A 25708-nucleotide genomic window follows, 5' to 3' on the forward strand; every position below is an offset into this window, starting at 1 on the left:
CTACGCGAACTGGAGCCGTCGCCTACAGCCTGAAGGCGCGACTGGGGAGGATCATCGGTTTGAAGGCCGGTGGCGCGGCCGTCGTTGCGCATCCCAAGGGCAGATGCCGCGTGGATGCGCAGCGCCGCGATCAGCCGCCTGGATGGCCGGATCGCTTGAACGCCAAGCCGTAGAGCGCGGCCACAGATCCAGCCAGAGCCAGGGCCATCACCGTCGCCATCGGCCTGGCCGAGCCGTCATACAGCAGGCCGGTCACGGCGCCCGCCGCCGCGCCCGTCCCGAACGAGCAGGCGCCCAGCAAGGCCGAGGTTGAGCCCGAGCGGATGGGATCGACGCTCAGGGCCCCGGCGGTGGTGTTACCCTGCATCAGGCCGTAGCTGGTGATCGTGCAGAACAGCAGGGGGAAGACGCACCACGGGCCGCCAACGCCGGTCCAAGTCGCGGTCGCCAGCAACGCGCCGAACGCCAGGGCGATGAGACCCACCCGGGCCAGCAGGAAGTCCGGGCTCCAGCGGCGCAGCAGGTAGCGGTTCATCTGGCCGCCCAGCACCAGACCCGATCCATTGAGCGCGAAGGCCCAGCCGAACATGGCGGGCGAGACGCCATAGACGTCGATGATCACGACGGGGGCGGCGGCGACGTACGAGAACAGGCATGCGCCGTTCAGGGCGCCCGCCAGCGCATAGCCCAACAGCCGCCGCTGTCGCAGAAGGGCGGCGAAGGCGCGGAACGGGCCCTCCAGGCGAGCCTGCGCGAGGGTCGCCGCCGAACGCGATTCCTTCAACCACAGGAAGGCCGCCGTCCACGTTCCAAGGCCGAACAGCAACAGCGTCCAGAAGGTCGCGCGCCAGCCCAGCCAAGTGGCGATCAGCCCCCCGAGCACGGGCGCTACGATCGGCGCTATGCCCGAGATCAGCTGCATGAACGACAGCATCCGCGCCGTTTCGGTGTGGTCGAAGTGATCCCGGACAGCGGCGCGGGCGACCACCATCCCGGCGCACCCGCCGAGCGCCTGGATGAAGCGCGCTGGCGTCAGCACCTCGATCGATGGCGCGAGCGCGCAGACGATCGAGGCGGCGATATAGATGGCGATCCCCGCCAGGATCGGCGCTCGCCGGCCGAAGCGGTCTGACGCCGGACCGTAGATGACCTGGCCGATCGCCATGCCGGCTACGAACACCGCCACCGTAGCCTCGACCTGGCCGGGGCGCGTGTGCAACTCGCGGGCGATCTGCGGCAGCGCCGGCAGGTAGAGGTCGATCGACATGGAGCCGAACGCCGTCAGCGATCCCAGAAGGGCGACAAGGCCCCAGGGTGTCGGCGGGACCGATGGGCGCGCCCGGGCGCTGGGCGAGGTCGTCATATGGGCGTGCGCTTCCGGTGCCGCGGGCGGGACTGCATGCCTACAGCGTAAGGGTCAGGTTGCGGAAGGGTCGTGATGAACGGCCGTGCGCACGGCGCGCCGCAGACCCAGGGCGAAGGCGATATCCGCGACGATAAACAAAGGGCCGATCAGCAGACCCAGCAGGTTGTCGAAGAACGCGGGTTTGCGCCCCTCATAGTGGTGACCGATGAATTGCAGCGCCCAGCCGCCGATGAAGCCGCCTGCGCCGATCGCCAGCCATGCGGCGGTCGGCATGCTGGCGATCATCGCGCCAAGCCCGCAGCCTAACGTCATTAGGGCCGCCATCGCCGCCCCGAAGCCCAGGTCGAGTCGCAGGTAATAAAGCGCCGCCGCTGCTGAGAGGGCCACTGCGGTGGTGACGGTCCAGCCGCCGGCGTCGAGCATCGGCCGCGAAGTCAGGACCTGCATGGCGAGCACGATGACCGGAATGCCGACCATATGGGTCGCCACATTGCGTCGATCGCGGTGATAGGCGGCGTAGGCGGCGAGCTGCCTGACGAGCTCGGTCATCGAGGGCGCCTCGTGACAAATCTGAAAGTCCGGTGATACGCTAAAGGCAAGCTGTCTTGATGAACAGTCAGGCCGAACAGAGCCCCAAAAGCGGTTGGAGGAGCGCAGCTATGCTTCACGAAATCACGACGCCGTTTCGATCGATGGTCGACGCCGAGGCGGGCACGGTCGATCGCCAGATCTTCACGGACGAAGCCATCTACCAGCTGGAGCTGGAGCGCATATTCGCCCGCGCGTGGAACTTCATGTGCCATGAGACGCAGATTCCGAAGGCCGGCGACTTCTTCCTGTCGTTCATCGGTGAAGAGAGCGTCATCGCCACCCGCGACAAGAAGGGCCAGCTTCAGGTCCTGCTGAACTCCTGCCGCCACCGCGGCAACGCGGTGTGTCGAGCGGAGGAGGGCAATGCGCGCTCGTTCCTGTGCACCTACCACGGCTGGACCTACGGCCTGGACGGATCGCTGATCGGCGTTCCCGGCTACAAGGATTTCTACCACGAACAGTTGGACAAGAGCCAATGGGGCCTGGTGAAGGCCGGCAAGGTCGCCAGCTACAAGGGCTTCGTCTTCGCGACCATGGATCCGGAAGCGCCCGACCTGGAAGACTACCTGGGTCCGGTCGGTCGTCTGGCGCTCGATCTGACGGCGGGTCGCGGCACGATCCGGATCGTCCAGGGCGTCCAGAAGAACCAGATCGGCTGCAACTGGAAGCTCGCGAACGACAACCTGTTTGACTACTACCACCCCGACATCAGCCACGCCTCGGCGGTCATGAACAACTTCATCGACCGCAGCGCCGGCGACCACAAGAAGCGGCAGATGGAGCACCGCAACCTGTTCGGCGAATACGGCCACGGGATCGGTGGTCCGCGCCTGACGGAAGAAACCTGGGCGGTGGTCGACAAGAAGGCCGCCGAGGGCGCGGTCGATCCGCTGCAGATCGAGCAATGGCGCCGCACGCCGGAAAACGCCGAGATGCTCGGCGACCAGATCGACACCAAGGGCCACCGGCTGATCTTCCCCAATCTGTGGGTGCCCTCCAGCACGAGCCAGATTTGCCTGCGCCTGCCGAAAGGGCCGGACGTCTGCGAGATCTGGTGGTTCACCATCGAGCCGGAAGAATTCACCGAGGCGCAGAGCGAAGCGGTGCGGATGCGCGCCATCCACCACTTCGGCGCGGCCGGCCTCCTCGAGCAGGAAGACGGCGAGAACTGGGACCAGTCGACGCGCGCCATGAAGGGCGTCGTCGCCCGGCGCTACCCGCTGAACTTCAGCATGAACCTGGGCCTGGGCGAGGTGCAGGGCTCCGACCTGGGTCTGACCTACGTCGACACCCACGTCAGCGAGCACAATCAGCTGTGGACCTACCGCGCCTGGGCCGACTGGATGGACGCCGAAAGCTGGGCGGCGCTCAAGGCCGACCACGCCATGCCGCCCGAAGCCGGCGGCCGGATCTAGGTCGACCGCGTCTACTGCGGGTTCTGCGGCAGGCCGTCGGCGATCTCATAGTAATCGCCCTTGTCGGCGGTGAAGATGTGAGCCTTCAGCGCGACGCCCGTGGAGCCGTCGAAGGCGCCCATGGCGATGGCGATCCAGTCGCGCTCCACCGGATCCCAGAACAGGGTTGAGCCGCAGGACGAACAGAACCCGCGTCGCACCTTCGCCGACGACTGGTACCAGGTCACATGCGCCTCGCCGCGCACCGAAAGCGACGCCTTCGACGCGTCGGTCGAGGCGAAGACGTGGCCCGATTGTTTGCGGCACGCCGTGCAATGGCAGGCGTCCGGCGGGGCGAGCTGACCCTCGACCTTGAACGTGACCTTGCCGCAGAGGCATGAACCCTGGCGCATCTGATCCCTTCCGCCGGCTACTTCATCCGGGCGAGATCGGCTTCCGCCGCGATGAATCCGAACGCGCCCCATTCTGACCCGGCGACGACGCGGCGGAAGATCTCCGTCGCCTTCGCCGTGTCGCCTTTGACGAGGTAGAAATTGCCGACCCCATAGCCCTGGGTGGCGATCTGCACGGGATCGGTCTCGTCGGCCGCCAACACCTGCTCGGGCTTCAACAGGCCCTTGTACATCAGAAGTCTCTGATAATACGAGATATTATCCTTAATCGCCATGCCCGGGACAATCGGCTTCAAGAACGCCTTGGCCTCAGTATCCCGACCTAGCCGACGCAGCGTCATGTAGGTCCAGTCGCTGATCGCCACGAGGGACTCTTCGTCGCTGCGATACTTCATGCACTCGCGGTAGGCGCTCAGAGCCTGCTCGAAGTCGCCCTTCAGGAAGTAGGCCAGGCCCATGTGGTAGTAGATGTTGAACTTCAGCGTTCCCGAGCGCGTCGCCGACGCGCTGCCCACAGCTTCCTCCTCGTCCGGCCGGTTCGCCATCAGGGCGGCGGCGCGTTGGAAATCGGCGATCGCCTTGTCGAACTGCCGCGTGCTCACATATCGGTGGCCGCGGTGGCGCAGGAACCGCGCGTCGTCAGGGAATTTCTCAGCACCGCGTGAGAAGACGACGATTGCGTCCTGGAAGCGCGCCATATAGCCCAGCCGCCGGCCGAGCCAGAGGATGCGCTGCGCGTCATCCGGCGCGCGGATGAAATCGAGGGTCGTGGCCGCCAGGTTCGCGTCCAGCACCGCCTTGGCGGCCGGCGAGGTTGGCGGGGGAAAGAATTCGCGGCCATCCAGGCCGACCGCCTCCGGAGTTTTCACTGCCGGCCGCATCGCCGCAGGCAGATCGGGGACTGACTGCGCCGCCGCCACGATCGGGCCCAGCGCCGCGCCCATTGTCACAATGCCCAGCAAAATCAGTCGCATGCCCGCCCTTCCAGTCTTATTGTTGAGCCATCTGAGCCTGAAAGGCGCCTGGGCTCAAGCGATTGTCAGGCGTCTATGAGCATGCCGGCGCGCCCGCGACGTGTTAGCCAGCCCCATGGCGGCGGGCTGGATGATCGGGGTGATGGTGCGGCCGGCGGGCGAGCCCAGGCACCTGCGCCATTTCTTCGCCGTAGGTCACGACGAACGCGCCAAGGCCGAGTGGACGGCGATCGACAAGGCGATGCTCCTGGGCGAGGTCGCCGAAAGCCCCATCGGCGGGCTGGAGCCCGTGCACATGATCTCCGAGCTTACGCCCGCCAACGCCGCCAGCCTGGCGCTCAAGCCCGCCGAGGTCCGCTCGCTCGGCTGGAAATGGCCTCGCCGCTGGCTGTCGCTCTAACGCCCCAACAACCGTCGACAGACCTCCCGCCTTGCCCGAGAACGGGCGTCAACCTCGCCCTGGGACCCCGCCGATGCTCGCCTGGCTCTATGAGACCCTGGGTCCCAACTTCGGACCGTTGCGGCTCTTCAATTCGTTCTTCTTCCTGGCGGCCACGGGCTTCTCAGTCTGCGCCCTGGCGACCTGGATCGTCTTGCCCAGAGTCTGGGGGCGGCTGCCGACGGACCGGGGCCGGGCCTTCGCCATCGACGCCGCCAAGAGCGTGGGCAAGCCGGTGAGCGCCGGCCTGGTCTTCATCAGCCTGTTCTGTGTGGCCGCCCTGGTCTTCATGCCCTTTGACGCTCGTGCGCTCCTCACCCTGCCTTTCGTGCTGGCTGCGATGGCGGTGGGTTATCTCGACGACCGTCGCGGCGGCGGCTTCAGCGAATATCTCCTGGCGGTCCTCGACCTCGTCATCGCGCTGGGCGCGGCCCTGGTGATCTATGGCTGGCAACCGACCACCATCTGGCTGCCGGGCTGGTCGCAGGTCATCGTGCTCGCCCCTTGGCTCGCCACCTTGGTGGCCACCGGCGTGATCTGGCTGGCGATCAACGCCACCAATTGCTCCGACGGGGTCGACGGAGTCTCCGGCAGCCTGAGCGCCACGGCCATCATGCTTTTGGGCGGCCTGCTCTATGCCGTGCTCGGCAATGAGCAGGTGGCGATCTACCTGCGCATCCCCTTCGTGGCCGATGGCCCGGACTGGGCGGTCATGGCCTTCCTGATGGTCGGCGCGATCGCCGGCTACCTCTGGTACAACGCCCCGCCTAGCCAGGTGCTGATGGGCGACGCCGGCTCGCGGCCGATCGGCCTGATGATCGGCATGCTGGTGGTCGCCACCCATAACCCGCTGTTCCTGGTGCTGGTCGGATCGATGCTGCTGTTGAATGGCGCGACCGGCCTGGTGAAGGTCGCCCTGATGCGTTTCTTCCGGTTGAGGGTGCTGGCCGGGGTGCGTTTTCCCCTGCACGATCATTGCCGCAAGGCGCTCGGCTGGTCGAACAGCCAGGTGTTGGTGCGCTTCATGCTGGTCCACCTGGGGCTCTCGGCCCTGCTGGTGGTGCTGGCGTTGAAGGTTCGCTAGATGGCCAAAGGGGCCGCCAAGGGGCCGACCGTCGCCAGCCTGAAGAAGGTGACGCCGGAGAACCTCGCGAGCCTGGGGGTCGAGCGCCTCGCCGAGCTCCTGGTGAGCGTCGCCGAGACCCGACCCGATCTGAAGCGCCGTCTGCGGATGGAGCTGGCCGCCAACCAGGGTCCTGAGCATCTCGCCGCGGAGATCGACAAGCGCCTGGGCTCGCTGCAGACCAGCCGCGGCCACGTCGTCTGGCGGCAGAAGCCGGCCTTCGTGCGCGACCTCGATGCGCTGCGCCGGCTGATCGCCGAGCGATTGACCGAGCTCGATCCCGCCGCGGCGCTCGATCGCCTGTGGCTGTTTTTGCAGACCGCCCAGCCGGTGGCCCGCCGCTTCCGTGACCGTGACCGTGACGGGGCGGTGGCGGCGGCCTATGTGCGCGCGGCCGCCGATCTTGGCCGCTTGCTGGCCGATCAAGACCCGCATCTGGCGGCCAACGCCCTGATCGACGCCGTTGCAGCCGATCCGGAGCCCTGGGCTGTCTGGGCGCCTGAAACCCTACGGGAAAGTTCGGCCGCCATGGCCGCCGTCGCCCTGAAGGCGGCCCGGGGGCGGCTGGGCGGCGCAGCGCCATCCCTCGCGGTCGTGCGCGCGCTGGCGCAGGCCGCGGGCGACCTCGACGCCCTGCGTGGCTCCTGGAGCCTGCAGGCGCTCGCCAATCCGTCGGTCGCCGCCGCCCTGGCCCCGCAGTTCCTGGCGGCGGGCCGCGTGGGCGAGGCCGGCGAGATTCTGCGCGCCGCCGCGCCACAGCCGACAGGCCCAAGCGGCCGCCTGCCGCCGCCGGACTTCGCATGGGAAAGCGCCTGGATCGACTATCTGGACCAGGCTGGCGAGACCGCGGCGGCGCAGGACGTCCGTTGGGCCTCCTTCGAACGCACCCTCGATGTCGACCGCGCTCGGTCCTTCACCACCAGGCTGGCCGACTTCGACGACGTCGAGGCGGAAGGCCGCGCCTTCGCCTACGCCGCAGCCCATACCGATTTCGAGCGGGGCCTCGGCTTTCTCATGGCGTGGCCGGCGCTGGCGGAGGCGGCCCGCATGATCGCGGCGCGTCCCGATGATCTCGACATCGACCCGGCGCAGGCCGAGCTCTGGGCCGCGCAACTGCGCCGCCGTTTCCCCGCCGCCGCCCACCGCCTGCTGCGCGCCGCGGCCGCGGCCGCGTTCCGGCGCCGGGAGTTCAAGCTATGCGACCGTCTGACGGAAGAGGCGGATACGATCATCCTGTAGCGGCCGCGCCGTCCCCCTAGTAGGCGATCGCGCCGCGCAGCCCGCCGCTGGCCAGGATGGATTCGCCGTTGACCGCCGTGCTCAACGGCGAGGCGAGCATGGTGACGACGTAGGCTACCTCTTCGGCCGTGGGCATGCGGCCGATGTTGTTCAGCCGCGCGCCGTCGCCGGCTTCCGGCTCCCGTTCCTCGGTCACGGTCGGGCCGGGATGGACGACGTTCACGGTCACGCCGCTGGCGCCCAGTTCATCCGCCAGGTTGCCCGTCAGCCCGGTGATCGCGGCGTTGCGGATCGTGGCGGGATAGCTGCCCGCGCTGCGCGTCGAGGCGCCGCCGATATTGATGATGCGGCCCCAGCCGGCCCCGACCATCAGGGGCGCGACGGCCTGGGCCATGCGCATGTAGCCAAGAAGCTTGATGTTCAGATTGGCGGCGAGGCCGGCCATGGACGCGCCGCCGATCCCGGGGCCGCCCGGCGTCCACGCCGCTGCGCAGTTGACGAGGATATCGACCCCGCCCATCAGGGAGACGGCTTGGCCGACCAGCGCGCTCACCGACCCATCCTCGCCGACATCGGCGACCACCGCATGGACTGGCCCGCCGCCGCGCTGACTGAGCTCGGCCGCTGCGGCGTCCAGCGGCGGCTGCTGGCGACCGACGATGACGACGCTGCAACCCTCCTCGGCCAGCAGGCGAGCGACGACCTTGCCGATCCCGCGGCTCGCGCCGGTGACGATCGCCCGCTTTCCGTTCAGTTTCAGATCCACCGCTGTCTCCCGATTCGACGCCAGGCGCGTGTAGCACGCCCCGCCGATGTTGCGTCCCCCGCCTCAAATCGACATCCTGGCCGGCGCCCGGAGGCCACATGAAGACCGAAAGTCAGGATCAATCCGACAGGTCGCCCGCACGCGGGTCGCAAGGCCTTCGTGGCCGCTTGATCCTGACCCCGGCCTGACGCGTTCAGCGATGATGGACCACGCCGCGCCTTGCCCTTGACGCCGTTCGACCCAAAGGCGGCCGATGCCGGCCGAGCCCTGACAGCGCTCCAGCAGATGCCGGGGTTCGTCGCGGTCCTGGCTGGGCCTGACCACCGGTTCGAGTATGTCAACGACGCCTACCTCGCTTTGACGGGTGACCGCGACCTTATCGGCCGACCGGTCCGCGAAGTCTTCCCTGAGCTGGAGGGCCAGGGCTATTTCGACCTGCTCGATCAGGTTTTCCAGACGGGCCAACCCTTCAACGCCCTGGCCAGGCCGGTCCGCATGGGGTCCCACGTCGCTCCACGCCATGTCGATTTCCTGTACCAGGCGCTGCGCGACTCCGCCGGCGCGGTGACCGGCGTCTTTGTCGGGGGCTATGATGTGACGGCCGCCGTGCAGGCGCAGCAGCGCCTGGCCGCCCTGGCCGAGCTGAGCGACATCCTGCGCGAGCTCGACGATCCCGCCGCCCTGCCCCACGCGGTCTGCGAGATCCTGGGCCGGAATCTAGGCGTCGACCGAGTCGGCTATGGCGTCATCGACGATGAGGCGGAGACGCTGCACGTTGACCGGGATTGGACGGCGCCGGGCGTCGACTCCCTCGCTGGCGTCACGCGGCTGCGCGACTATGGCTCGTTCATCGAAAGTCTGCGGCGCAACGAGTTCATCGCCATCTGCGACGTGCGTGAGGACCCGCGCACCGCCGCCTCGGCCGCAGCGCTGGAGGGGCGGAGCGCGCGATCCTTCGTGAATGTGCCGGTGGTGGAGCGCGGCCGGTTGGTGGCGGTGCTGTTTGTCAATCATGGCACGGTCCGCGATTGGGGCGCCGACGAGCTGTCACTGATCCGCGACGTGGCGGAGCGGACCTTCGCCGCCGTCGAGCGCTATCGAAGCAGCGCCGCTCTGCGCGCGAGCGAGACCCGCTATCGCACCCTCTTCGAGGCGGTGGATGTCGGCTTCTGCGTCGTCGAAATGAAGTTCGATGAGACCGGCTCGCCGATCGACTATCGACTGGTCGAAATCAACCCCGCCTTTGAGCGGCAGACAGGCCTCCACGGCGCGGCGGGCGGTTGGGTCAGCGAGGTTGCGCCAGGCCTCGAACGGCATTGGTTTGAGACCTACGGCCGGGTGGCGCGCACGGGCGAGGCCGTGCGGTTCGAGAACCAGGCGATTCCCTTCGGGCGCTGGTACGACGTCCACGCCTTCCCTGCGGGAGAGCCCGGGCAGAACCGCGTCGCCATCCTCTTCAACGACATTACCGAGCGGCGGGCGGCGGAAACCGCGATGCTCAATCTGAACGCCCAGTTGGAGACCCGCGCGGCCGAACGGTTGGCCGAGCGAGACCAGCTTTGGGCGCTGTCGCAGGACATGCTGGCGCGGGCGGATTTCACCGGCATGATGATATCGGTCAATCCGGCCTGGTCGCACGTGCTGGGGTGGAGCGAGCAGGAATTGCTGTCGCGCGGCTACGCCACCTTCATGCATCCGGAGGACGAGGGCCCGACCCTGGACGCTCTGGCGCGCATGGGCGCGAGCGGTCAGCCGACGCGCTTCGAGAACCGCATCGCCACCGCTGACGGCGGCTGGCGCTGGATCGAGTGGGTGGTGACGCCGGAGAGCGACGGGGTCAACTTCATCGCCAACGGACGCGACATCAGCGAGGCCAAGGCGCGCGAGGCGCAGCTCACCGCCGCGCGGGCCGCGCTCCGCGAATCCCAGAAGATGGAGGCGATGGGCCAGCTCACCGGTGGTGTGGCCCACGACTTCAACAATCTGCTGACCCCGATCATTGGCTCGCTGGACATGCTTCAGCGCCACAGCGTCGGCGGCGCCCGAGAGCAAAGGCTGATCGGCGGCGCTCTGCAGTCGGCGGAACGCGCCAAGACCTTGGTCCAGCGCCTCCTGGCCTTCGCCCGTCGTCAGCCGTTGCAGCCGACCGCCGTCGATGTCGGCGCGCTGGTGCGCGGCATGAGTGATCTGATCGTCAGCACCTCTGGCCCGAACGTGCAGGTGAGGGCCGACATTCACCCGGTGCTGCCCGCGGCCAAGGCCGACCCCAACCAGCTCGAAATGGCCGTGCTGAACCTGGCGGTGAATGCGCGCGACGCCATGCCAACAGGCGGCGTCCTGACCATCTCGGCCGATGAGCCCGGCCAATTGGCGGCGCGGCCGGAGAGCCTCGCGCCAGGTCGCTTCCTTCGCCTCTGCATCGCTGACACCGGCGTGGGGATGGATCAGGAAACGCTGCGCCGCGCCACCGAGCCATTCTTCTCGACCAAGGGCGTGGGCAAGGGCACTGGGCTTGGGCTGTCGATGGTCCACGGCCTGGCCTCGCAGCTTGGCGGCGTGCTCGCCATCGCCAGCGCGCCGCAGGCGGGCACGCGCGTCGAGCTTTGGTTGCCGGTGGCGGATGAGGCCCCGGCCCCGGCGGAAGTCGCGCCAGACATCGGCGAAGGGATCTGGGCGGGCCGCGTGCTTCTTGTGGATGATGAGGAGGTGGTGCGCGCGAGCACCGCCGACATGCTGATCGACCTGGGCTATCAGGTGGTGGAAGCCGCCTCCGCCGAGGAAGCGCTGGCCATGATGGAGCGCGGTCAGGCTTTCGATCTGGTGCTGACCGACCATCTGATGCCGGGCCTGTCGGGCGCCGATCTTGCCATCCAGGTTCGCGCGAGGTGGCCAGGCAGAATCGTCCTGTTGATCTCCGGCTTCGCCGAGGCGGAAAGTCTCTCCGCCGACCTGCCGATCCTCACCAAGCCGTTCCGCCAGTCTGAACTGGCGCGTACGTTGCACGAACTCTCCACGGTCGGCCGGCGGGCATGATCACGGTCTTCGGCGAAGGTCGCGGCTTTCGGGTGGTCTGGCTCCTGGAGGAGCTGGGCCTGGCCTATCGCCTCAGGCCTGTGGACCTCCTGGCGGGCGTCAAGGACGACGCTGAGTTTCTGGCCATCAATCCGGCGGGTTTCATCCCGGCGATCCAGGACGGCGAGGTCGTCATGGTCGAGTCGATCGCCATCATGGAATACCTGTTGGCGCGCTACGGCGCGGCGACGACACTGGCGCCCGCGCCAAAGGATCGCGACTTCCCCGCGTACCAGCAATTCCTCCACCTTGGCGAAGCGGGCCTCGCCGCCTCGATCTATTTCGTCAACGGCGCTCGCAACATCGCGCCCGAGGCCGAACGGGATAACTGGAGCGCGCGCCAGGCGCTCTACGTATTTCGGACCCGTCTCACCCTGGTGACGGCCCGGCTCGCTAACGCCCCCTACATGGCGGGTGAAATCTTCACCGCTGCGGACATCTCGGTGACCTACGCTTTGCAACTGGCGCAGCGCACGGTCGGCTACCCCCTGGGCGAGGTCGAGCTGGCCTATATCGCCCGCACCAGCGCCCGCCCGGGCTACCAGCAGGCGATGGCGACTTGCCACGCCACGCGCGGGTGGGTCGAAGGCCTGGCGGCTTCCTGAGGATTTCATGCGCATCGCCGCGGCTCAGACGCCGGAATTTCGTGAAGATACGCCGGCGGCGATGGCTTATCTGGCGCAAGTGATGGGCCAGGCCCACAACCAGGGGGTATCGCTTCTGTGTTTCCCTGAGGGCTTCCTGCAAGGTTACCTGACCGATACGGAGATTGCGCGGCGTAACGCGCTCGATCTGGGTTCGCCTCAATTCGTCGATCTTCTGAGCCAGTTGCCGGATCCCGCGCCGATGACCGTCGTCGGCATGATCGAGGCCGATGGGGCGGATCTTTACAACACCGCGGTGGTCATTTTTGGCCGGTGCGTGGTCGGACGTTACCGCAAGCAACGGCTGCTGCGCAGCGAGCGCTGCTTTCGCGCGGGCGAGGAGACGCCGATCTTCGAGATCGGCGGGCTGCGGTTTGGGATCAACATCTGCTCTGACACCAACTTCGCCGAGTTGGCGCTCGCTGTGGCGCAGAAGGGCGCGTCGCTGCTCGTCTGTCCCGCCAATAATATGCTGCCGCATGAGGCGGCCGTGACGTGGAGGGATCGGCACAATGAGGTGCGTGGCGAGCGATGCTGCGAAACCGGTCTCTGGTTGATGTCCGCCGATGTCACTGGCGCGCGCGATGACCAGGTTGCGTGGGGCCCGACCGCCGTCCTGGATCCGAACGGTGAGGTGGTCGCTCAGCTGCCGCTCGAGGCGCCCGGCCTGCTCGTCTTCGACCTGCCGACGCCCGCCCCCTCGGTGGACGAGCCGCTGGCCACCGCTAGTCTTTGAGTCTTCCCGGCGGAGAAAGAACTATGGCGAAGCTCGTTTACGCATTGAACCAATCTCTCGACGGCTATGTCGACCATGAGGCCTTCGCGCCCGACGCGGAACTCTTCCAGCATTTCATCGAAGACCAGCGATGTGTGTCCGCCGTGGTCTATGGCCGCAAGATGTATGAGATCATGCGCTACTGGGACGAGGATCAGGAAGGTTGGGAACAGGCCGAGCGAGACTACGCGGCGGCCTGGCGCGCTCAGCGCAAATGGGTCGTCTCACGCACCCTGACCTCGGTTGGGCCCAACGCCACCCTCGGCGAGGGCGACCTCAAGGCCTCGATGCTGAAGCTGAAGGCCGAGACCGACGGCGAGATCGAAGTCGCCGGTCCAGGTCTGGCGGGCAGCCTTACTGAGCTCGATCTCATCGACGAGTACCGGCTCTACATCCACCCGGTCGTGCTGGGCGGGGGCGCGCCGTTCTTCACCGGCCCGCGCCCGCCGCTGCGGCTTGTGGCCAGCGAGGTGATCGGCAAGGTGATCAGGCTGACCTACGTCCCGGCGTGACGCGTGGCCCACCCTAGGCCGAGATGTCCCAATGGATGGCCTTGTGGGGCGGTCGCCGGCGCAGCATAAATTCCGACCTGCTCGGATAGACAGCGGGGAAGCTGCGCATGAAAGTCGCCCATAACTTCGACTTCAAGGGTTATGTCGACGTCGACAACGGCGTCGTCGACCGCACCATCTTTTCCGATCAGTCCATCTACGAGACGGAACTGGAGCGTATCTTCGCGCGGTCGTGGAATTTCATGTGCCACGAGAGCCAGATCCCGAAGCCGGGAGACTTCTTCCTATCGTTCATCGGCGAAGAGAGCGTCATCGCCACGCGGGACAAGAAGGGCCAATTGCAGGTCCTGCTGAACAGCTGCCGGCACCGCGGCAACGCGGTCTGCCGGGCTGAGCAGGGCAACGCCCGCTCGTTCCTCTGCACCTACCACGGCTGGACCTACGGCCTGGACGGATCGCTGATCGGCGTCCCCGGCTACAAGGATTTCTACCACGAGCAGCTCGACAAGAGCCAATGGGGCCTGGTGAAGGCCGGCAAGGTCGCCAGCTACAAGGGCTTCGTCTTCGCCACCATGGATCCGGAAGCCCCGGACCTGGAAGAATTCCTCGGGCCGGTCGGCCGGATGGGCATGGATATTCTGACGACACGCGGCGACATCATGATCGTCGAGGGCGTTCAGAAGAACCTCATCCACTGCAATTGGAAACTGGCGGTGGATAACCTGTTCGACTACTACCACGTGGGCATCAGCCACGCCTCGGCGATGATGTCGAACTTCAGTCGCGTCGATGAAAAGAAGGTCGTGGCGCCGCTGGATCCGATGAACCACAAGGTGATCCTGGGCGACTACGGCCATGCCCTGGGCGGCCACCGCCTGCGGCCGGACCAACTGGCCCTGATGCAGCCCGACCCCAATATCGAAGCCTCGATGCACGACCACAGCTGGCGCAACCGCCCGGGCGTCGCAGAAGCCTTGGGGCCGGTGGCCATCGAATTCCGCGGCCATCCGAACGTCTTCCCAAATCTGTGGATCAGCGGCGGCCAGCTGTGCCTGCGCCTGCCCCGCGGACCGTTCTCGACCGAGATCTGGTGGTTCACCTTCATGGACACCAGCCTGTCGGACGAGGGCCGCGCCAAGCGCGTCCAGTCGGCCAACCACGTCTTCGGCCCGGCCGGCATGCTCGAGCAGGAAGACGGCGAGAATTGGGACCAGTCGACGCGGGCCATGCGCGGCCCGATCGCCCGGCGCTATCCGCTGAACTTCCAGATGGGCCTGGGCCACGGCGAGATCAAACGCGCCGGCGACGTCTCCTACATCGACACGCCGATCAATGAACACGCCCAGCTCTGGCTCTATCGCGCCTGGGCCGACTGGATGTCCGCCGCCAGTTGGGCCGACCTGAAGCGCGACGCGACGCGGCCGCCTGTGGACGGCGTGGTCTGACGCGACTAGGCGGCTTTGAACCCTTCCCAGTTCAGCATGGCCGCCAGCTTTCTGTTTTCCTCGGCCGTCAAGGCGTCGCGCAGGCGCGGGAAGATTTCGTCTTCTTCCTCGTGGATGTGGTGGTCGACCTCGTGGCTGAACGCCTCAGCCGTCGGCAGCCAATCCGCGTCGTCCGCCGGCATCCGGCGAAGGGCGTAGATGGCGCGCTTTACGCCGACATGGTCGTCCGACAACCGCTTGGCCTCGGTCGGCTGCACAGCGAACAGCGCCGGATAGATCGTGTTCTCTTCCTCGACGCCGTGCTTGGTCAGGGCGTAGGCGATCTTGGCCAGCAGCAGCTTGCGCCTGCGCACATCGTCGCTGTCAGTCAGCAGCAGGGCCTGGAAGGCGTGCTGAACGATGCGATGTTCGGCGGTCAGGCCGGCGATCCAGTCCTGCGCCGCGAGGCTGGGCGCCTGCATCAGGGCTTTGCGCGCGGGTGGCAAAAGCAGTCCGAGCGCAAGTCCCGTCGCGGCGGCGAGTGCAAGCGTCGACGTCGATCTGGTCGTCATGGGAAAGCCTCCGTCAGGAACTGTCCCAAAGCCGCTCGGCGCAGAGGGGTTCCGTCGCCTGGTGATGTCAGCGCAGCTGGCTGTCCTTGCTGCCTCGGCGGTTGATGCCGACCAGGACGATCCGGCTGTCGCGGCCGGACTGACACCCGACGCAGGTGCGCGCGCCGGGCAGGGCCAGGCGGCGCGCCGCCGGAATCTCTTCGCCGCATTCGACGCAGTGCTCTGAGCCCTCGCCTGTCGGCAGGCGGGCGCGCGCTGTCAGCACGCCATCGGTGATGGTGTCCTCGATCTGCTCCAGAACCGCGCCCTCGTGGGCCCAACCCGTCGCCATGTCGCCTCCCGTGCTCGTGCGCTAAGCGCAAAGATAGGGCCGCGTGGGGCGATCCAAGCGGGACCGCATCCCGCTGGCTCAGCGGCGCGCAAGGGTTTGACTCCGGCCGGCCAAAGACCCACCTATTCAACAGGATGATCGACGACCTCTATTCGGCCAAGCTGCTCAAGCTCGCGGCCAACATGCCGCGGGCCGGACGGCTGGCTGCGCCCGACGCCAGCGCGGAAAAGGTCTCCAAGCTGTGCGGCAGCCGGATCATCGTCGATGTGGCGGTTGACGGCGACCGCGTCGCCGACTTCGCCCAGGACGTGAAGGCCTGCGCGCTCGGCCAGGCCTCGGCCGCGGTGCTGGGCGCCAACGTCATCGGCGCCAGCCTGCAGGAGCTCGACGTGGCGCGCGAGCAGTTCCGTGCTATGTTGAAGGCGGGCGGACCTGCGCCCGACGGACGTTTCTCGGACCTCTCGATGCTCGCCCCGGTGAAGGACTATCCCGCCCGCCACACTTCGACGCTGCTCGCGTTCGAGGCTGTGACCGCGGCTGTCCGTCAGGCTGTCGAGGCTTCAGGCGCGCGAACTAGTCCCGCCGGCGCGGTTTGATCGGGCCCCGCTTGGGGGCCGATCGCATCTCATCTGACCCGCGGCCGCAGCCGGCATGAGCCTTTACGAAACCTGCGTCAGGGGCGCCCTTCGCGTCTACAAGCTGACGCTTTCCCCGCTGATCGGACGCCAATGCCGCTTCCTTCCGACCTGTTCGGAGTATGCGGCGGAAGTGCTGATCGGGCAGGGTCCGTGGCGGGGCGCCTGGCTCGCCGGCCGCAGACTCTGCCGTTGTCATCCCTGGGGCGGATCGGGTTATGACCCGCCGCCCCCGCCGACCCGCACAACGGTGCGCGCGGCCAGGACGTGTGAAGAGACATGATCGACCTGATTTTCCCCGACGGCTCCGTCCGTCAGTTTGAGCCCGGCGTGACGGGCCGCGCCGTCGCCGCCGGCATCGCCAAATCCCTTGAGAAGCGCGCCGTGCTGATCAAGCTGGACGGCGCCCTGCTCGACCTCGACCGTCCGCTGGAAAGCGGCGGCCGTTTCGAGATCCTGACGCGCGACGCGCCCGAGGCGCTGGAGACGATCCGCCACGACGTCAGCCACATCATGGCCGAGGCGGTGCAGGAGCTGTTTCCCGGCACCCAGGTGACGATCGGCCCGGCCATCGAGGACGGCTTCTACTACGACTTCGCCCGCGACACGCCGTTCAGCCTCGACGACCTGGCCGCCATTGAGGCGCGGATGAAGGAGATCGTCGACCGCGACGAGCCGATCGTCCGCGAGGAGTGGGATCGCGACGAGGCCGTCGCCCACTTCCTGTCCATCGGCGAGGCCTACAAGGCTGAACTGATTGAGGCGATCCCCGCCGGCGAGGCGGTCAGCGTCTACCGCCAGGGCGCCTGGAAGGACCTGTGCCGCGGGCCGCACCTGCCATCGACGAAGCACGCCGGCAAGGCCTTCAAGCTGACGAAGCTGGCCGGCGCCTATTGGCGCGGCGACCACCGCAACGCCCAGCTGCAGCGCATCTACGGCACGGCCTGGGCCAATGAGGCCGACCTCGAGGCCTACATCACGCGCCTGGAAGAAGCCGAGAAGCGCGACCACCGGCGCATCGGCAAGCAGATGGGCCTCTTCCACATGCAGGAAGAAGGCCGCGGCATGGTCTTCTGGCACGCCAAGGGCTGGCAGCTCTGGCGCACGCTGGAGGCCTATATGCGCCGCAGGCTCGACGCCGGCGGCTATGAAGAGGTAAAGACGCCCCAGGTGCTGGACCGCGCCTTCTGGGAAGCCTCCGGCCACTGGGAGAAGTACCGCCCCAACATGTTTGTCTGCGAGACGGTCGAGGGCGAGACGCTGTCTCTAAAGCCGATGAACTGCCCCGGCCACGTGCAGATCTTCAAAGTGGGCCTCAGGTCATACCGTGAACTGCCGATGCGCATGGCGGAGTTCGGCGCCTGCCACCGCTATGAGCCGTCCGGCTCGCTGCACGGGCTGATGCGGGTGCGCGGCTTCACCCAGGACGACGCCCACATCTTCTGCCGTGAAGATCAGATCATCGACGAGACGGCCCGCTTCGTGAAGCTGGCCCAGCTGGTCCACTCAGACCTCGGCATGACGACGGCCTACATCAATCTGGCCACGCGGCCGGAGGTGCGGGCCGGTTCCGATGAATTCTGGGACAAGGCCGAGGACATGCTGCTGCAGGCGGCTCGCGCCGCCGGCGTTGAGCCGATCATCGCCGCAGGCGACGGCGCCTTTTACGCGCCCAAGCTCGACTTCATCGTCAAGGATGCGATCGGCCGCGAATGGACGTGCGGCACGATCCAGCTCGACTACGTGCTGCCCGAGCGCCTTGACGCCGAATATGTCGCCGAGGACGGTTCGCGCCAGCGGCCGGTCATGTTGCACCGGGCGATCCTGGGATCCTTTGAGCGATTTATCGGCATCATGATCGAGAACTTCGCCGGCGCCTTCCCGATGTGGCTCGCGCCGACGCAGGTGGTCGTGGCGACGATCACCTCGGACGCCGACGGCTATGCGACGCAGGTCGCCCAGCAACTACGCAGCGCGGGCCTTCGCGTTGAGACGGATCTGCGCAACGAGAAGATCAACTACAAGGTCCGTGAACACAGCCTCGCCAAGGTTCCCGTCATCGCCGTGGTCGGTCGACGGGAGGCCGAGCTGGGCCAGGTGGCGCTGCGCCGTTTTGGTTCGGACGGCCAGGAGGTCCTCGACCTCGGCGCGGCGGTGAAGTTGCTTGCCACGCAGGCCCTGCCGCCTGATCTTGCCCCAGTGACCGAAGAGGCGAGTCTGGGGATGGGCGCAGCCAAGGAAGCTGGATGAACGACGTCAGCACGCCGATCCTCGCCATCGAATCCGCATCGTCAAGCTTTGACGTGCGGCCGAGGTCGAGGGCCGGCGTCTCGGTGATCATGGTCGTCTATATGACCGGCGAGGCGCTGAAGCAGAGCCTTAGCTGCGTTTTGGCCGACCCCTTGGTCGACGAATTCATCATCGTCGACAACGGCTCCAAGCCGGCCGACGTCAGTCGGCTGGCCGAGCTCGCCGCGCGTGAGCCGCGGGTGAAGCTCATCACCGGCCACGGCAATGTGGGCTTTGCGCGCGGCGCCAACCTGGGCGCGAGGGCCGCGACCAGCGACACCTTCGTCTTTCTTAATCCTGACGCCTTCCTGCAGCCGGGCTGCCTGGCGATGCTGGCCAACGAGATCGCGCACCGACCCGTGCCGTCCATCGTCGGCGGCCGGGTGCTGAACGCCGACCGCACCGAACAGCGCGGCGCGCGCCGTGGCGACATCACGCCGATGACGGCGATCGTCTCGTTGGGGCGCCTGTCGCGCTTTGCGCCCGGCCTGTCGCGCTTCGATATCCATTGGGAGGCCGAGGCCGCGCCGGCGGACGTCACCGCGGTGCCGACCATCTCCGGCGCCTGCTTCTGCATGCGCCGCGCCGACTTCGACGCCGTGCAAGGCTTCGACGAGGGCTACTTCCTCCACGTCGAGGACGTCGACCTGTGCTGGCGTGTGAGGCAGGCCGGCGGCGAGGTGCTGTTCCATCCCAAGGCCGAGGTGGTCCACCTGGGCCATACCAGTCAGACCAGCCCCCTGCGGGTGGAGTTCCACAAGGGCCGCGGCCTGGTGCGCTTCTTCCGCAAGCGCGCCCGCACCGCGCCGCAGAAGCTCGCAGCCCTGCTCCTCACCCCCCTGGTGATCGGGGCCGCGGTGGCTCGCCCGCTGCTCGGCTACCACCGCGCCTGATGCCCGGCTTGTTGCGTCAGGCGGCCGACCTGCTGGATCGGGTGGGGCTCGGCGAACCCGCTTTCAGGCTCTATCAGCGCCTCCAGGCCGTCGGCGCCAGGTCCGCCTCCGTCGATCCGAAACTGCCGCCGGCCTATCTGCGCGTGCTGACCGCCGGTAGCGCCGACGCCGAGGTCTTCGTCCAGCAGGGCCGCGCCGCCGCAGCTGAGTTCATGGCTCTGGCGAAAGCCCACACCGCGCCGATCGGCCCCGAGACCCGCGTGTTGGAGTTCGGCTGTGGGTCAGGCCGCGTCGCCCGCTGGGTGATTGATGGGACCCAGGCCCGGTTCACGGGTTGCGACATCAATCCCAAGCTCATCGCCTGGTGCCAGGCCAACCTCGCGGGCGACTTCCGGCTGACCGAACTCGCCCCGCCCCTGCCCTACGCCGACGCGGCCTTCGATCTGGTCTATGCGCTTTCGGTCTTCACCCACATGCACGAGGCCAACGCGCGGGCCTGGTTCGCCGAGCTGGCCCGGGTCACGGCGCCCGGCGGTCTGGCGCTCCTGACCTTTCTGGATGACCGACTGCCCACGGCCGGCGCCGTAAAGGGCCTGGCCGAAGCCGGCTTCGGCGTCCGCCGTGAGGGCGCCGAGGGCGGCAATCTGCTGTCCGCCTATTTCACCGACGCCGGATTCGCCCAGCGCGCCGGCGCGCACTGGCGGCTGGAGGCGGTGGTGGGCTCGGACGCCTCCGCCCAAGGCCAGGCGGTCGCCGTGCTACGCCGGGAAGCCGCCAGCCCGGCCGACTGAAGAGGCCGGGGCGGCCTTCCCCAGCAAGCCGGCCGCCCACCGGCCGGTCTGAATGAGGGCGCTAAGGTCGAAGCCGGTCTCGAACCCGCCGCGCTCGAGCATATAGACCAGGTCTTCAGTCCCGATATTGCCGGTCGCCGCCGGAGCAAACGGACAGCCGCCCAGGCCGCCGACACTGGCGTCTAGAACGTCGGCGCCGGCCTCCAGGCTGGCGGCGGCGTTGGCCAGGCCGGTGTTGCGGGTATCGTGGAAATGCATCCGCAGCCTGGCGTCCGGCGCCAGGGTTTTCGCCTGTTCCGTCCGCCTGCGGACGACCCACGGATCGGCCACGCCGATAGTGTCGGCGAGCGCGATCTCGGCGACCTTCAGACCGGCCGCCGCGCGCACGATCCGCGCCACCTGTTCGTCCGAGACTTCGCCGTCAAAGGGGCAGCCGAAGGCCACCGATATGGTCACGCTGATCGGCGGCCCGCCGTTGGCGGCCTTCAGGGCGACGATCTCGGCCAGGGCGTCCATCTGCGCCTCGACGCCCGTCCCCTGGTTCGCCCGGCCAAAGCCGTCGGTGGCGCAGATCACCACATTGGCTTCGTCGCAGCCGGCCGCCACGCAGCGTTCCCAGCCGCGCACGTTCAGGACCAGGCCGATGCGCGAGCGGCCGTCCGCATGCGGCAGGGCGGCGCTGATCTCCTCGGCGCCGGCCATCTGCGGCACGCGCTTGGGATTGACGAATGAGACGGTCTCGATCCGTTGGGCGCCTGCCGCCTCAAGTCGGGCGATCAGCTCCAGCCGCTGTTCGACGCTCAGCGCCACCGCCTCGTTCTGCAGGCCGTCGCGGGGGCCCACCTCGACGATCTCCACCTTGCTCATGGCGCGGCCCGATAGATCGACAGGCGCATGTCGTCGCCGTTGGAGTAGTCGACCCCCGCCACCCGGCCGACCTCGACGGCCGTGACGCCGCGCCTGGCCAGGGCGGCCTTGAACGCCGCCGCCTGCCTTGCCTCGACCACAGCCGGCCGCCGGTCGGCGATCGCCGCGGCCGCCTCGTCGGCGTCGTCGAGCTGGGTGTCGGAGCCAAGCGCGAAGACCAGACTGGGTTCGGCGTAGCCGGCGACGGCGACCGGCGCATCGGCCAGGCCTTGTCGGGGAAGAAGTTTCGCGCGGGCCATCACCGCCTCCGTCCGCTGCGACAGCCACAGCGGTTCCAGCCGCGGCGCCAAGCCGGCGATCAGGACCGCATGGCCCAGGACCGTAAGCCCCGTCGCCCAGGTCGTCGCCCCAAGCGCCGCGCCGCGCCACAACATATAGGCGCCGACAAGCCCCGCCGCCGCCAGCAGGCCTGCGGCGATGATCGCGGCTGGCGCGTCGGTCGGATCGCCGTAGGTCGTCGCCAGGCTGGCGACGGCCGCCGCAAGGGCCACGCCGACCAGGCCCGCGAGGACGGCGCCGCCCCTCCGGGCGACGCGCCCGATCGGCGCGAACAGCGCCGCCGCCGCCAGCCAGGCCACGGCGCCGTAGACCGGTAGGGGATAGTGCACGAGCTTGGTCGGGGTGAGTTCAAAGACCAGGAAGCCGGGGACCAGCCAGCACAGGGCGAACCGCACCCCAGGCTCCGCACGCCCGCGCCAGGCGCCGACCGCTGCGGCGGGCAGCAGCAGGGTCATCGGGAAGGTCAGCAGAGGCGCCAGCAGCGTGTGGTATCCAGGCGGCGCGCCATGGGTCTCCTGGCCGCCGGCCAGTTTTGGCGCGAGATCGCCAACGATCGCCGCGCTCCAGAAAGCTCCGTCCGTGGCGACGGTGACGGCGAACGCCCAGGGGCCGACGACGGCGGCCACGAGCAATAGCCCCCAGTAGGGCCGCAGGGCCGCGGCCCAGCCAAGCCGGCGGTCGCAGATCGCCAGGGTCGCGAAGGCCAGGCCCACGACCAGCGGCCCGACTGGCCCCTTGATCAGGGTCGCCGCCGCGAGGCCGAACCAGAAGGCGAACCAGGTCCAGCGTCCCGGTTGGGCCTCCCGGCCCGCGGCGTAGAACCGGGCCAGCGCCGCCATGGCCAGCGTCGTGAAGCCGCAGAGCGCGGCATCGGTCTTGGCGATCAGGGCCTCGGTGGAGAGCAGCAGGCTGGACCCTAGAAGCCCGCCCGCGACCAGGCCGGTGGGTCCGCCGAAGAAGGCCGCCGCCCCCCAGGCGCAGGCCGCCGCCGCCAGCATGGCGCCTAGCAACGAAGGGATGCGGTAAGCCCAGATGGCGCGGGCCTCAGGGCTCGAGAGGGCCTCGACGCTGGCCGCCTGCAGCCAGTGGATCCCGACCGGCTTCTTGAATCGCGGCTGGTCCTGGTAGCGGATGACGACGAAATCGCCGGTCTCAAGCATCTGGGCCGTGGCCTGGGCGAACCGCGACTCGTCGCGATCCAGCGGCGGCGCGGCGAAGACCCCGGGCGCGCCGGCGATGAAGGCGATCAGCGCGGCGATCGCCGGGCCCCGCCATCCGCCGGCGAAGCGCGCAATAAGACCTTCCAGGCTCATGAGGGCGTCATAGCACGATCCTTTCCCGCGCCAGCTTTTCGCCGAGACCCTTTCCGGATCGGGCGGGCTCGCCTGATCCGGATAAAACGGGTCTATCTTCTATGGTTTAGAGCGTGACGGGCGCTCCAACCGGATTCCACTTGAAGCTGTCACGCTCTATGGAGGGCCATGGCTGAACCCACAGCGCCTCAGATTTCCGTGGTCGTCCCCGTCTTCGACGAGGAAGGCGCCGCACCCGACCTGGCGCGCGAGATCGCCACGGCCTTCGCCGGCCGCGCCGTCGAGATCATCTTTGTCGACGACGCCAGCCGTGACGGCACCCGCGCGGCGCTACAGGCCGTGAAGGCCGATATCCCGACGCTGCGCGTCCTCTCCCATGCGGCCAACGCCGGGCAGAGCCGGGCGGTGCGCACCGGCGTGCTGGCCGCCCGCGGCGCGATCATCGTCACCCTCGACGGCGATGGACAGAACGATCCCGCCGATGGCCCTGGCCTCGTCGACGCCCTGCTGAACGGGCCTGCAGACCTCGCTCTGGTCGGCGGCGAACGGGTCAAGCGCCAGGATTCGGCGGCGAAGAAGTGGGCGTCACGGCTGGGCAATGGCGTACGGCGGCGGATGCTGCGCGACACCGCCCGCGACACGGGCTGCGGGTTGAAGGCGTTCCGCCGCGAGGCCTTCCTGCGGCTTCCCTATTTCGATCACATCCATCGCTACCTGCCGGCCTTGATGCTGCGAGAAGGCTATCAGACGGCGTTCCAGCCGGTGAACCATCGCCACCGGATGAGCGGGCGGTCGAAATACACAAACCTGGGCCGGCTCTGGGCGTCGGTGTCGGACCTCGCCGGGGTGATGTGGCTTCAGGGCCGCCTGCGCCAGCCAGGGAAGGTCGAGGAGAGCTAGCCCTTCGAGGCCAGCTTCTCGATCTGCGCCTGCATCTCCTCCATCCGCTTGCGCAAGTCCGCCAGACCGTCATCGGCTGGCGTGGGCTGCGCCGGGGCCGGCGCGGCGGGAGCAGCCTCGCCTTCGGCCTTGGCGCCGGTGTAGGCGAAGGGCGTGAACATCTTCATCGCCTGGTCGAACAGGGCGATGTTCTGGCGGATCTGTTCGTCGTAGACGCCGATTCCTGGAGCGAGGCCGGCGCCGATGCCGGTCTTGCTGATCGAGGCGATCTGGTCGCGCATCCGTTCCTGCTGGGCGGCGAAGCTCGACAGCGAAAGCTCAAGGTAGCTGGGCACCAGGCCCTGCATCGAATTGCCGTAGAAGCCGATCAGCTGTCGCAGGAACTGGATCGGCAAGAGGCTTTGGCCCTGGCTTTCTTCTTCGAAGATAATCTGGGTCAGGACCGTGCGGGTGATGTCCTCGCTGGTCTTGGCGTCATAGACGACGAAATCGACGCCGCTCTTCACCATGTCCGCCAGGTGATCCAGGGTCACGTAGCTGGACGAGGCGGTGTTGTAGAGCCGGCGATTGGCGTACTTCTTGATGACGACCCGCTCGGACGGCTTAGTGGCGCCGGCGTCGCCAGACGCCGTCTTGGGGGTCTCGACCATCTTCAGCCCTTTTCGGTCCGGCGTTTGGCCGCCAGATCCATCCAACCTTCGCACTATCGCCTTTGCCGGCCGAATGGCAATCAGCGGCGCAGTTTGCGGCGATTGCGCCTTGCTCGAACAGGCGTTCTTCATCCAGATGCGTCGCACAAGATTTCCCAATCCAGGAACCCGCAATGCTTAATCCCAGAGACAGCGTCGTCATCGCTTCGACCGCCCGCACGCCGATCGGCGCCTTTAACGGCGCCCTTGCGAGCCTGTCGGCGCATGAACTGGGCGCGATCGCCATCGCCGAGGCGCTGCACCGCGCCGAGGTGAACCCGATCGAAGTCGATGAAGTGATCATGGGCCAGGTGCTGACAGCGGCCACGGGCCAGAACCCGGCGCGCCAGGCGGCGATGGCCGCAGGCGTTCCGGTCGAGGCCACCGCCATGACGATCAACCAGCTGTGCGGGTCGGGCATGCGCGCGATCGCGCTCGCCGCCCAGCAGGTCCGCGACGGCAGCGCCCACTTCCTGGTGGCCGGCGGCATGGAAAGCATGAGCCAGGCGCCGCATGCGGCCTACCTGCGCTCCGGTCAGAAGATGGGTGACCTGGCCATGGTCGACACCATGATCAAGGACGGCCTGTGGGACGCCTTCAACGGCTACCACATGGGCCAGACCGCCGAGAACATTGCTGCGCGTTACGGCATCACCCGTGAAGACCAGGACAAGTTCTCGGTCGCCTCGCAAAACAAGGCTGAGGAGTCGCAGAAGCAGGGGTTCTTCAAGGCCGAGATCGTTCCCGTCACGGTGAAGGGCCGCAAGGGCGACACGATCGTCGAGCATGACGAATATATCCGCCATGGCGCCACCTATGAGCAGCTCGCCAAGCTGCGCCCGGCCTTCTCGAAGGACGGCACGGTCACTGCCGGCAATGCGTCGGGCTTGAATGACGGCGCCGCGGCCATGGTCATCATGAAGGAGGACCTCGCCAAGGTCCGCCGTCTGGCGGGCATCGGCCGCATCCTGTCGTGGGCCCAAGCCGGCGTCGATCCGGCCTATATGGGTCTGGGGCCGATCCCGGCGGCGCAGAAGGCGCTGGACCTGGCGGGCTGGACCTGGGCCGACGTCGATCTCATCGAGTCCAACGAGGCCTTCGCCGCTCAGGCGATCGCCGTGCAGCGCGAGCTCGACCTCGACCCAGCGAAGCTGAACATCAACGGCGGCGCCATCGCGCTCGGCCACCCGATCGGCGCCTCGGGCGCCCGGATCCTCAGCACTCTGCTGTTTGAGTTGCACCGGAGTTCGGCGAACCGTGGCATCGCCATGGCTTGCATCGGCGGCGGCATGGGTATCGCCATGTGCGTCGAGACCATCGACGCCTAATAAGCCGGCAGTCAGCAACGCATCGTCCA

Annotated in this window: 26 protein-coding genes; 16 read left to right on the top strand and 10 right to left on the bottom strand. The window is 67.8% G+C overall.

Annotated features, from left to right (window positions below; translation table 11 throughout):
• Positions 1-130 precede the first annotated feature (130 nt).
• Together BN1313_RS02385 and BN1313_RS02390 are read right to left on the bottom strand one after the other, a co-directional pair.
• Positions 131-1363: a multidrug effflux MFS transporter gene (locus BN1313_RS02385; RefSeq protein ID WP_091736061.1), complete on the bottom strand. Its 1233-nt coding sequence runs from the start codon at positions 1361-1363 to the stop codon at positions 131-133.
• 54 nt (positions 1364-1417) lie between these two features.
• Positions 1418-1915 (bottom strand): Mpo1 family 2-hydroxy fatty acid dioxygenase, encoded by a 498-nt coding sequence (locus BN1313_RS02390; protein ID WP_091736064.1) that lies wholly within the window; start codon positions 1913-1915, stop codon positions 1418-1420.
• A 110-nt stretch (positions 1916-2025) separates the two neighbouring features.
• On the opposite strand from BN1313_RS02390, the gene BN1313_RS02395 reads away from it, so the two are divergent.
• Entirely contained in the window at positions 2026-3372 is a 1347-nt protein-coding gene (locus BN1313_RS02395) for an aromatic ring-hydroxylating oxygenase subunit alpha (protein ID WP_176695869.1), read from the top strand.
• A gap of 11 nt (positions 3373-3383) precedes the next feature.
• On the opposite strand, the gene BN1313_RS02400 is transcribed toward BN1313_RS02395, so the two are convergent.
• Both BN1313_RS02400 and BN1313_RS02405 read right to left on the bottom strand, forming a co-directional pair.
• Positions 3384-3764, bottom strand: coding sequence for a GFA family protein (locus tag BN1313_RS02400; RefSeq protein ID WP_091736068.1), 381 nt, complete (start codon positions 3762-3764; stop codon positions 3384-3386).
• A 17-nt stretch (positions 3765-3781) separates the two neighbouring features.
• Positions 3782-4738, bottom strand: a complete 957-nt coding sequence (locus BN1313_RS02405; protein ID WP_091736070.1) for a tetratricopeptide repeat protein — start codon at positions 4736-4738, stop codon at positions 3782-3784.
• 100 nt (positions 4739-4838) lie between these two features.
• Between BN1313_RS02405 and BN1313_RS02410 the strand changes: the two genes are divergently transcribed.
• The 3 genes from BN1313_RS02410 to BN1313_RS02420 all read left to right on the top strand — a co-directional run bounded on the left by BN1313_RS02410 (position 4839) and on the right by BN1313_RS02420 (position 7539).
• Complete coding sequence (locus BN1313_RS02410) at positions 4839-5138, top strand: hypothetical protein (RefSeq protein ID WP_245620064.1); 300 nt, start codon at positions 4839-4841, stop codon at positions 5136-5138.
• 73 nt (positions 5139-5211) lie between these two features.
• Complete coding sequence (locus BN1313_RS02415; protein WP_091736076.1) at positions 5212-6261, top strand: MraY family glycosyltransferase; 1050 nt, start codon at positions 5212-5214, stop codon at positions 6259-6261.
• Positions 6262-7539, top strand: coding sequence for a DUF6880 family protein (locus tag BN1313_RS02420; RefSeq protein WP_091736079.1), 1278 nt, complete (start codon positions 6262-6264; stop codon positions 7537-7539).
• Between the two features lie 16 nt (positions 7540-7555).
• Here the strand turns inward: BN1313_RS02420 and BN1313_RS02425 are convergent, their stop codons facing one another.
• A complete protein-coding gene (locus BN1313_RS02425) occupies positions 7556-8305 on the bottom strand; it encodes an SDR family NAD(P)-dependent oxidoreductase (RefSeq protein WP_091736082.1) in 750 nt (249 codons plus the stop codon).
• A 219-nt stretch (positions 8306-8524) separates the two neighbouring features.
• On the opposite strand from BN1313_RS02425, the gene BN1313_RS02430 reads away from it, so the two are divergent.
• The 5 genes from BN1313_RS02430 (at position 8525) to BN1313_RS02450 (ending at position 14753) form a co-directional block, all read left to right on the top strand.
• The gene (locus tag BN1313_RS02430) at positions 8525-11338 is read left to right on the top strand and encodes a PAS domain-containing protein (protein WP_141653060.1); all 2814 of its coding nucleotides are present in this window, start codon (positions 8525-8527) and stop codon (positions 11336-11338) included.
• Positions 11335-11982 carry a glutathione S-transferase family protein gene (locus BN1313_RS02435; RefSeq protein ID WP_091736088.1) on the top strand — a complete coding sequence of 216 codons (648 nt, stop codon included), beginning with the start codon at positions 11335-11337 and terminating at the stop codon, positions 11980-11982. Before BN1313_RS02430 ends, BN1313_RS02435 begins: the two co-directional genes overlap by 4 nt.
• A gap of 7 nt (positions 11983-11989) precedes the next feature.
• A complete protein-coding gene (locus BN1313_RS02440; RefSeq protein WP_091736091.1) occupies positions 11990-12757 on the top strand; it encodes a carbon-nitrogen hydrolase family protein in 768 nt (255 codons plus the stop codon).
• A gap of 23 nt (positions 12758-12780) precedes the next feature.
• The gene (locus tag BN1313_RS02445; RefSeq protein WP_091736094.1) at positions 12781-13308 is read left to right on the top strand and encodes a dihydrofolate reductase family protein; all 528 of its coding nucleotides are present in this window, start codon (positions 12781-12783) and stop codon (positions 13306-13308) included.
• 107 nt (positions 13309-13415) lie between these two features.
• A complete protein-coding gene (locus BN1313_RS02450; protein ID WP_091736097.1) occupies positions 13416-14753 on the top strand; it encodes an aromatic ring-hydroxylating oxygenase subunit alpha in 1338 nt (445 codons plus the stop codon).
• A 5-nt stretch (positions 14754-14758) separates the two neighbouring features.
• Here BN1313_RS02450 and BN1313_RS02455 read toward each other — a convergent pair whose 3' ends face one another.
• Both BN1313_RS02455 and BN1313_RS02460 read right to left on the bottom strand, forming a co-directional pair.
• Positions 14759-15304: a hemerythrin domain-containing protein gene (locus tag BN1313_RS02455; protein ID WP_091736100.1), complete on the bottom strand. Its 546-nt coding sequence runs from the start codon at positions 15302-15304 to the stop codon at positions 14759-14761.
• 67 nt (positions 15305-15371) lie between these two features.
• On the bottom strand, positions 15372-15635 hold the full coding sequence (locus tag BN1313_RS02460; protein WP_091736103.1) for a DksA/TraR family C4-type zinc finger protein: 264 nt from the start codon (positions 15633-15635) through the stop codon (positions 15372-15374).
• Between the two features lie 134 nt (positions 15636-15769).
• On the opposite strand from BN1313_RS02460, the gene BN1313_RS02465 reads away from it, so the two are divergent.
• Genes BN1313_RS02465 through BN1313_RS02485 form a run of 5 tightly spaced genes read left to right on the top strand, consistent with a single transcriptional unit; the run spans position 15770 to position 20243 of the window.
• A complete protein-coding gene (locus tag BN1313_RS02465) occupies positions 15770-16231 on the top strand; it encodes an iron-sulfur cluster assembly scaffold protein (RefSeq protein WP_091736106.1) in 462 nt (153 codons plus the stop codon).
• A 55-nt stretch (positions 16232-16286) separates the two neighbouring features.
• Complete coding sequence (yidD, locus tag BN1313_RS02470; RefSeq protein ID WP_091736109.1) at positions 16287-16553, top strand: membrane protein insertion efficiency factor YidD; 267 nt, start codon at positions 16287-16289, stop codon at positions 16551-16553.
• Positions 16550-18520 carry a threonine--tRNA ligase gene (gene thrS / locus BN1313_RS02475; RefSeq protein ID WP_091736112.1) on the top strand — a complete coding sequence of 657 codons (1971 nt, stop codon included), beginning with the start codon at positions 16550-16552 and terminating at the stop codon, positions 18518-18520. Before yidD ends, thrS begins: the two co-directional genes overlap by 4 nt.
• The gene (locus BN1313_RS02480) at positions 18517-19452 is read left to right on the top strand and encodes a glycosyltransferase family 2 protein (protein WP_091736115.1); all 936 of its coding nucleotides are present in this window, start codon (positions 18517-18519) and stop codon (positions 19450-19452) included. The genes thrS and BN1313_RS02480 overlap by 4 nt, the downstream gene beginning before the upstream one ends.
• The gene (locus tag BN1313_RS02485; RefSeq protein WP_091736118.1) at positions 19452-20243 is read left to right on the top strand and encodes a class I SAM-dependent methyltransferase; all 792 of its coding nucleotides are present in this window, start codon (positions 19452-19454) and stop codon (positions 20241-20243) included. The genes BN1313_RS02480 and BN1313_RS02485 overlap by 1 nt, the downstream gene beginning before the upstream one ends.
• Here BN1313_RS02485 and BN1313_RS02490 read toward each other — a convergent pair.
• Together BN1313_RS02490 and BN1313_RS02495 are read right to left on the bottom strand one after the other, a co-directional pair.
• A complete protein-coding gene (locus BN1313_RS02490; protein WP_091736121.1) occupies positions 20211-21110 on the bottom strand; it encodes a hydroxymethylglutaryl-CoA lyase in 900 nt (299 codons plus the stop codon). The genes BN1313_RS02485 and BN1313_RS02490 overlap by 33 nt on opposite strands.
• On the bottom strand, positions 21107-22762 hold the full coding sequence (locus BN1313_RS02495) for an ArnT family glycosyltransferase (RefSeq protein ID WP_091736123.1): 1656 nt from the start codon (positions 22760-22762) through the stop codon (positions 21107-21109). The genes BN1313_RS02490 and BN1313_RS02495 overlap by 4 nt, the downstream gene beginning before the upstream one ends.
• Positions 22763-22930: 168 nt before the next feature.
• On the opposite strand from BN1313_RS02495, the gene BN1313_RS02500 reads away from it, so the two are divergent.
• On the top strand, positions 22931-23662 hold the full coding sequence (locus tag BN1313_RS02500) for a glycosyltransferase family 2 protein (RefSeq protein WP_091736126.1): 732 nt from the start codon (positions 22931-22933) through the stop codon (positions 23660-23662).
• Here BN1313_RS02500 and phaR read toward each other — a convergent pair.
• Positions 23659-24312 carry a polyhydroxyalkanoate synthesis repressor PhaR gene (gene phaR, locus BN1313_RS02505; protein ID WP_091742168.1) on the bottom strand — a complete coding sequence of 218 codons (654 nt, stop codon included), beginning with the start codon at positions 24310-24312 and terminating at the stop codon, positions 23659-23661. The two genes, BN1313_RS02500 and phaR, sit on opposite strands and share 4 nt — an antisense overlap.
• A 173-nt stretch (positions 24313-24485) precedes the next feature.
• Here phaR and BN1313_RS02510 point away from each other — a divergent pair, with 173 nt between their 5' ends.
• A complete protein-coding gene (locus BN1313_RS02510; protein WP_091736129.1) occupies positions 24486-25679 on the top strand; it encodes an acetyl-CoA C-acetyltransferase in 1194 nt (397 codons plus the stop codon).
• Positions 25680-25708 lie beyond the last annotated feature (29 nt).

The organism is Phenylobacterium immobile (ATCC 35973) (genome assembly GCF_001375595.1).
GTDB lineage: Bacteria > Pseudomonadota > Alphaproteobacteria > Caulobacterales > Caulobacteraceae > Phenylobacterium > Phenylobacterium immobile.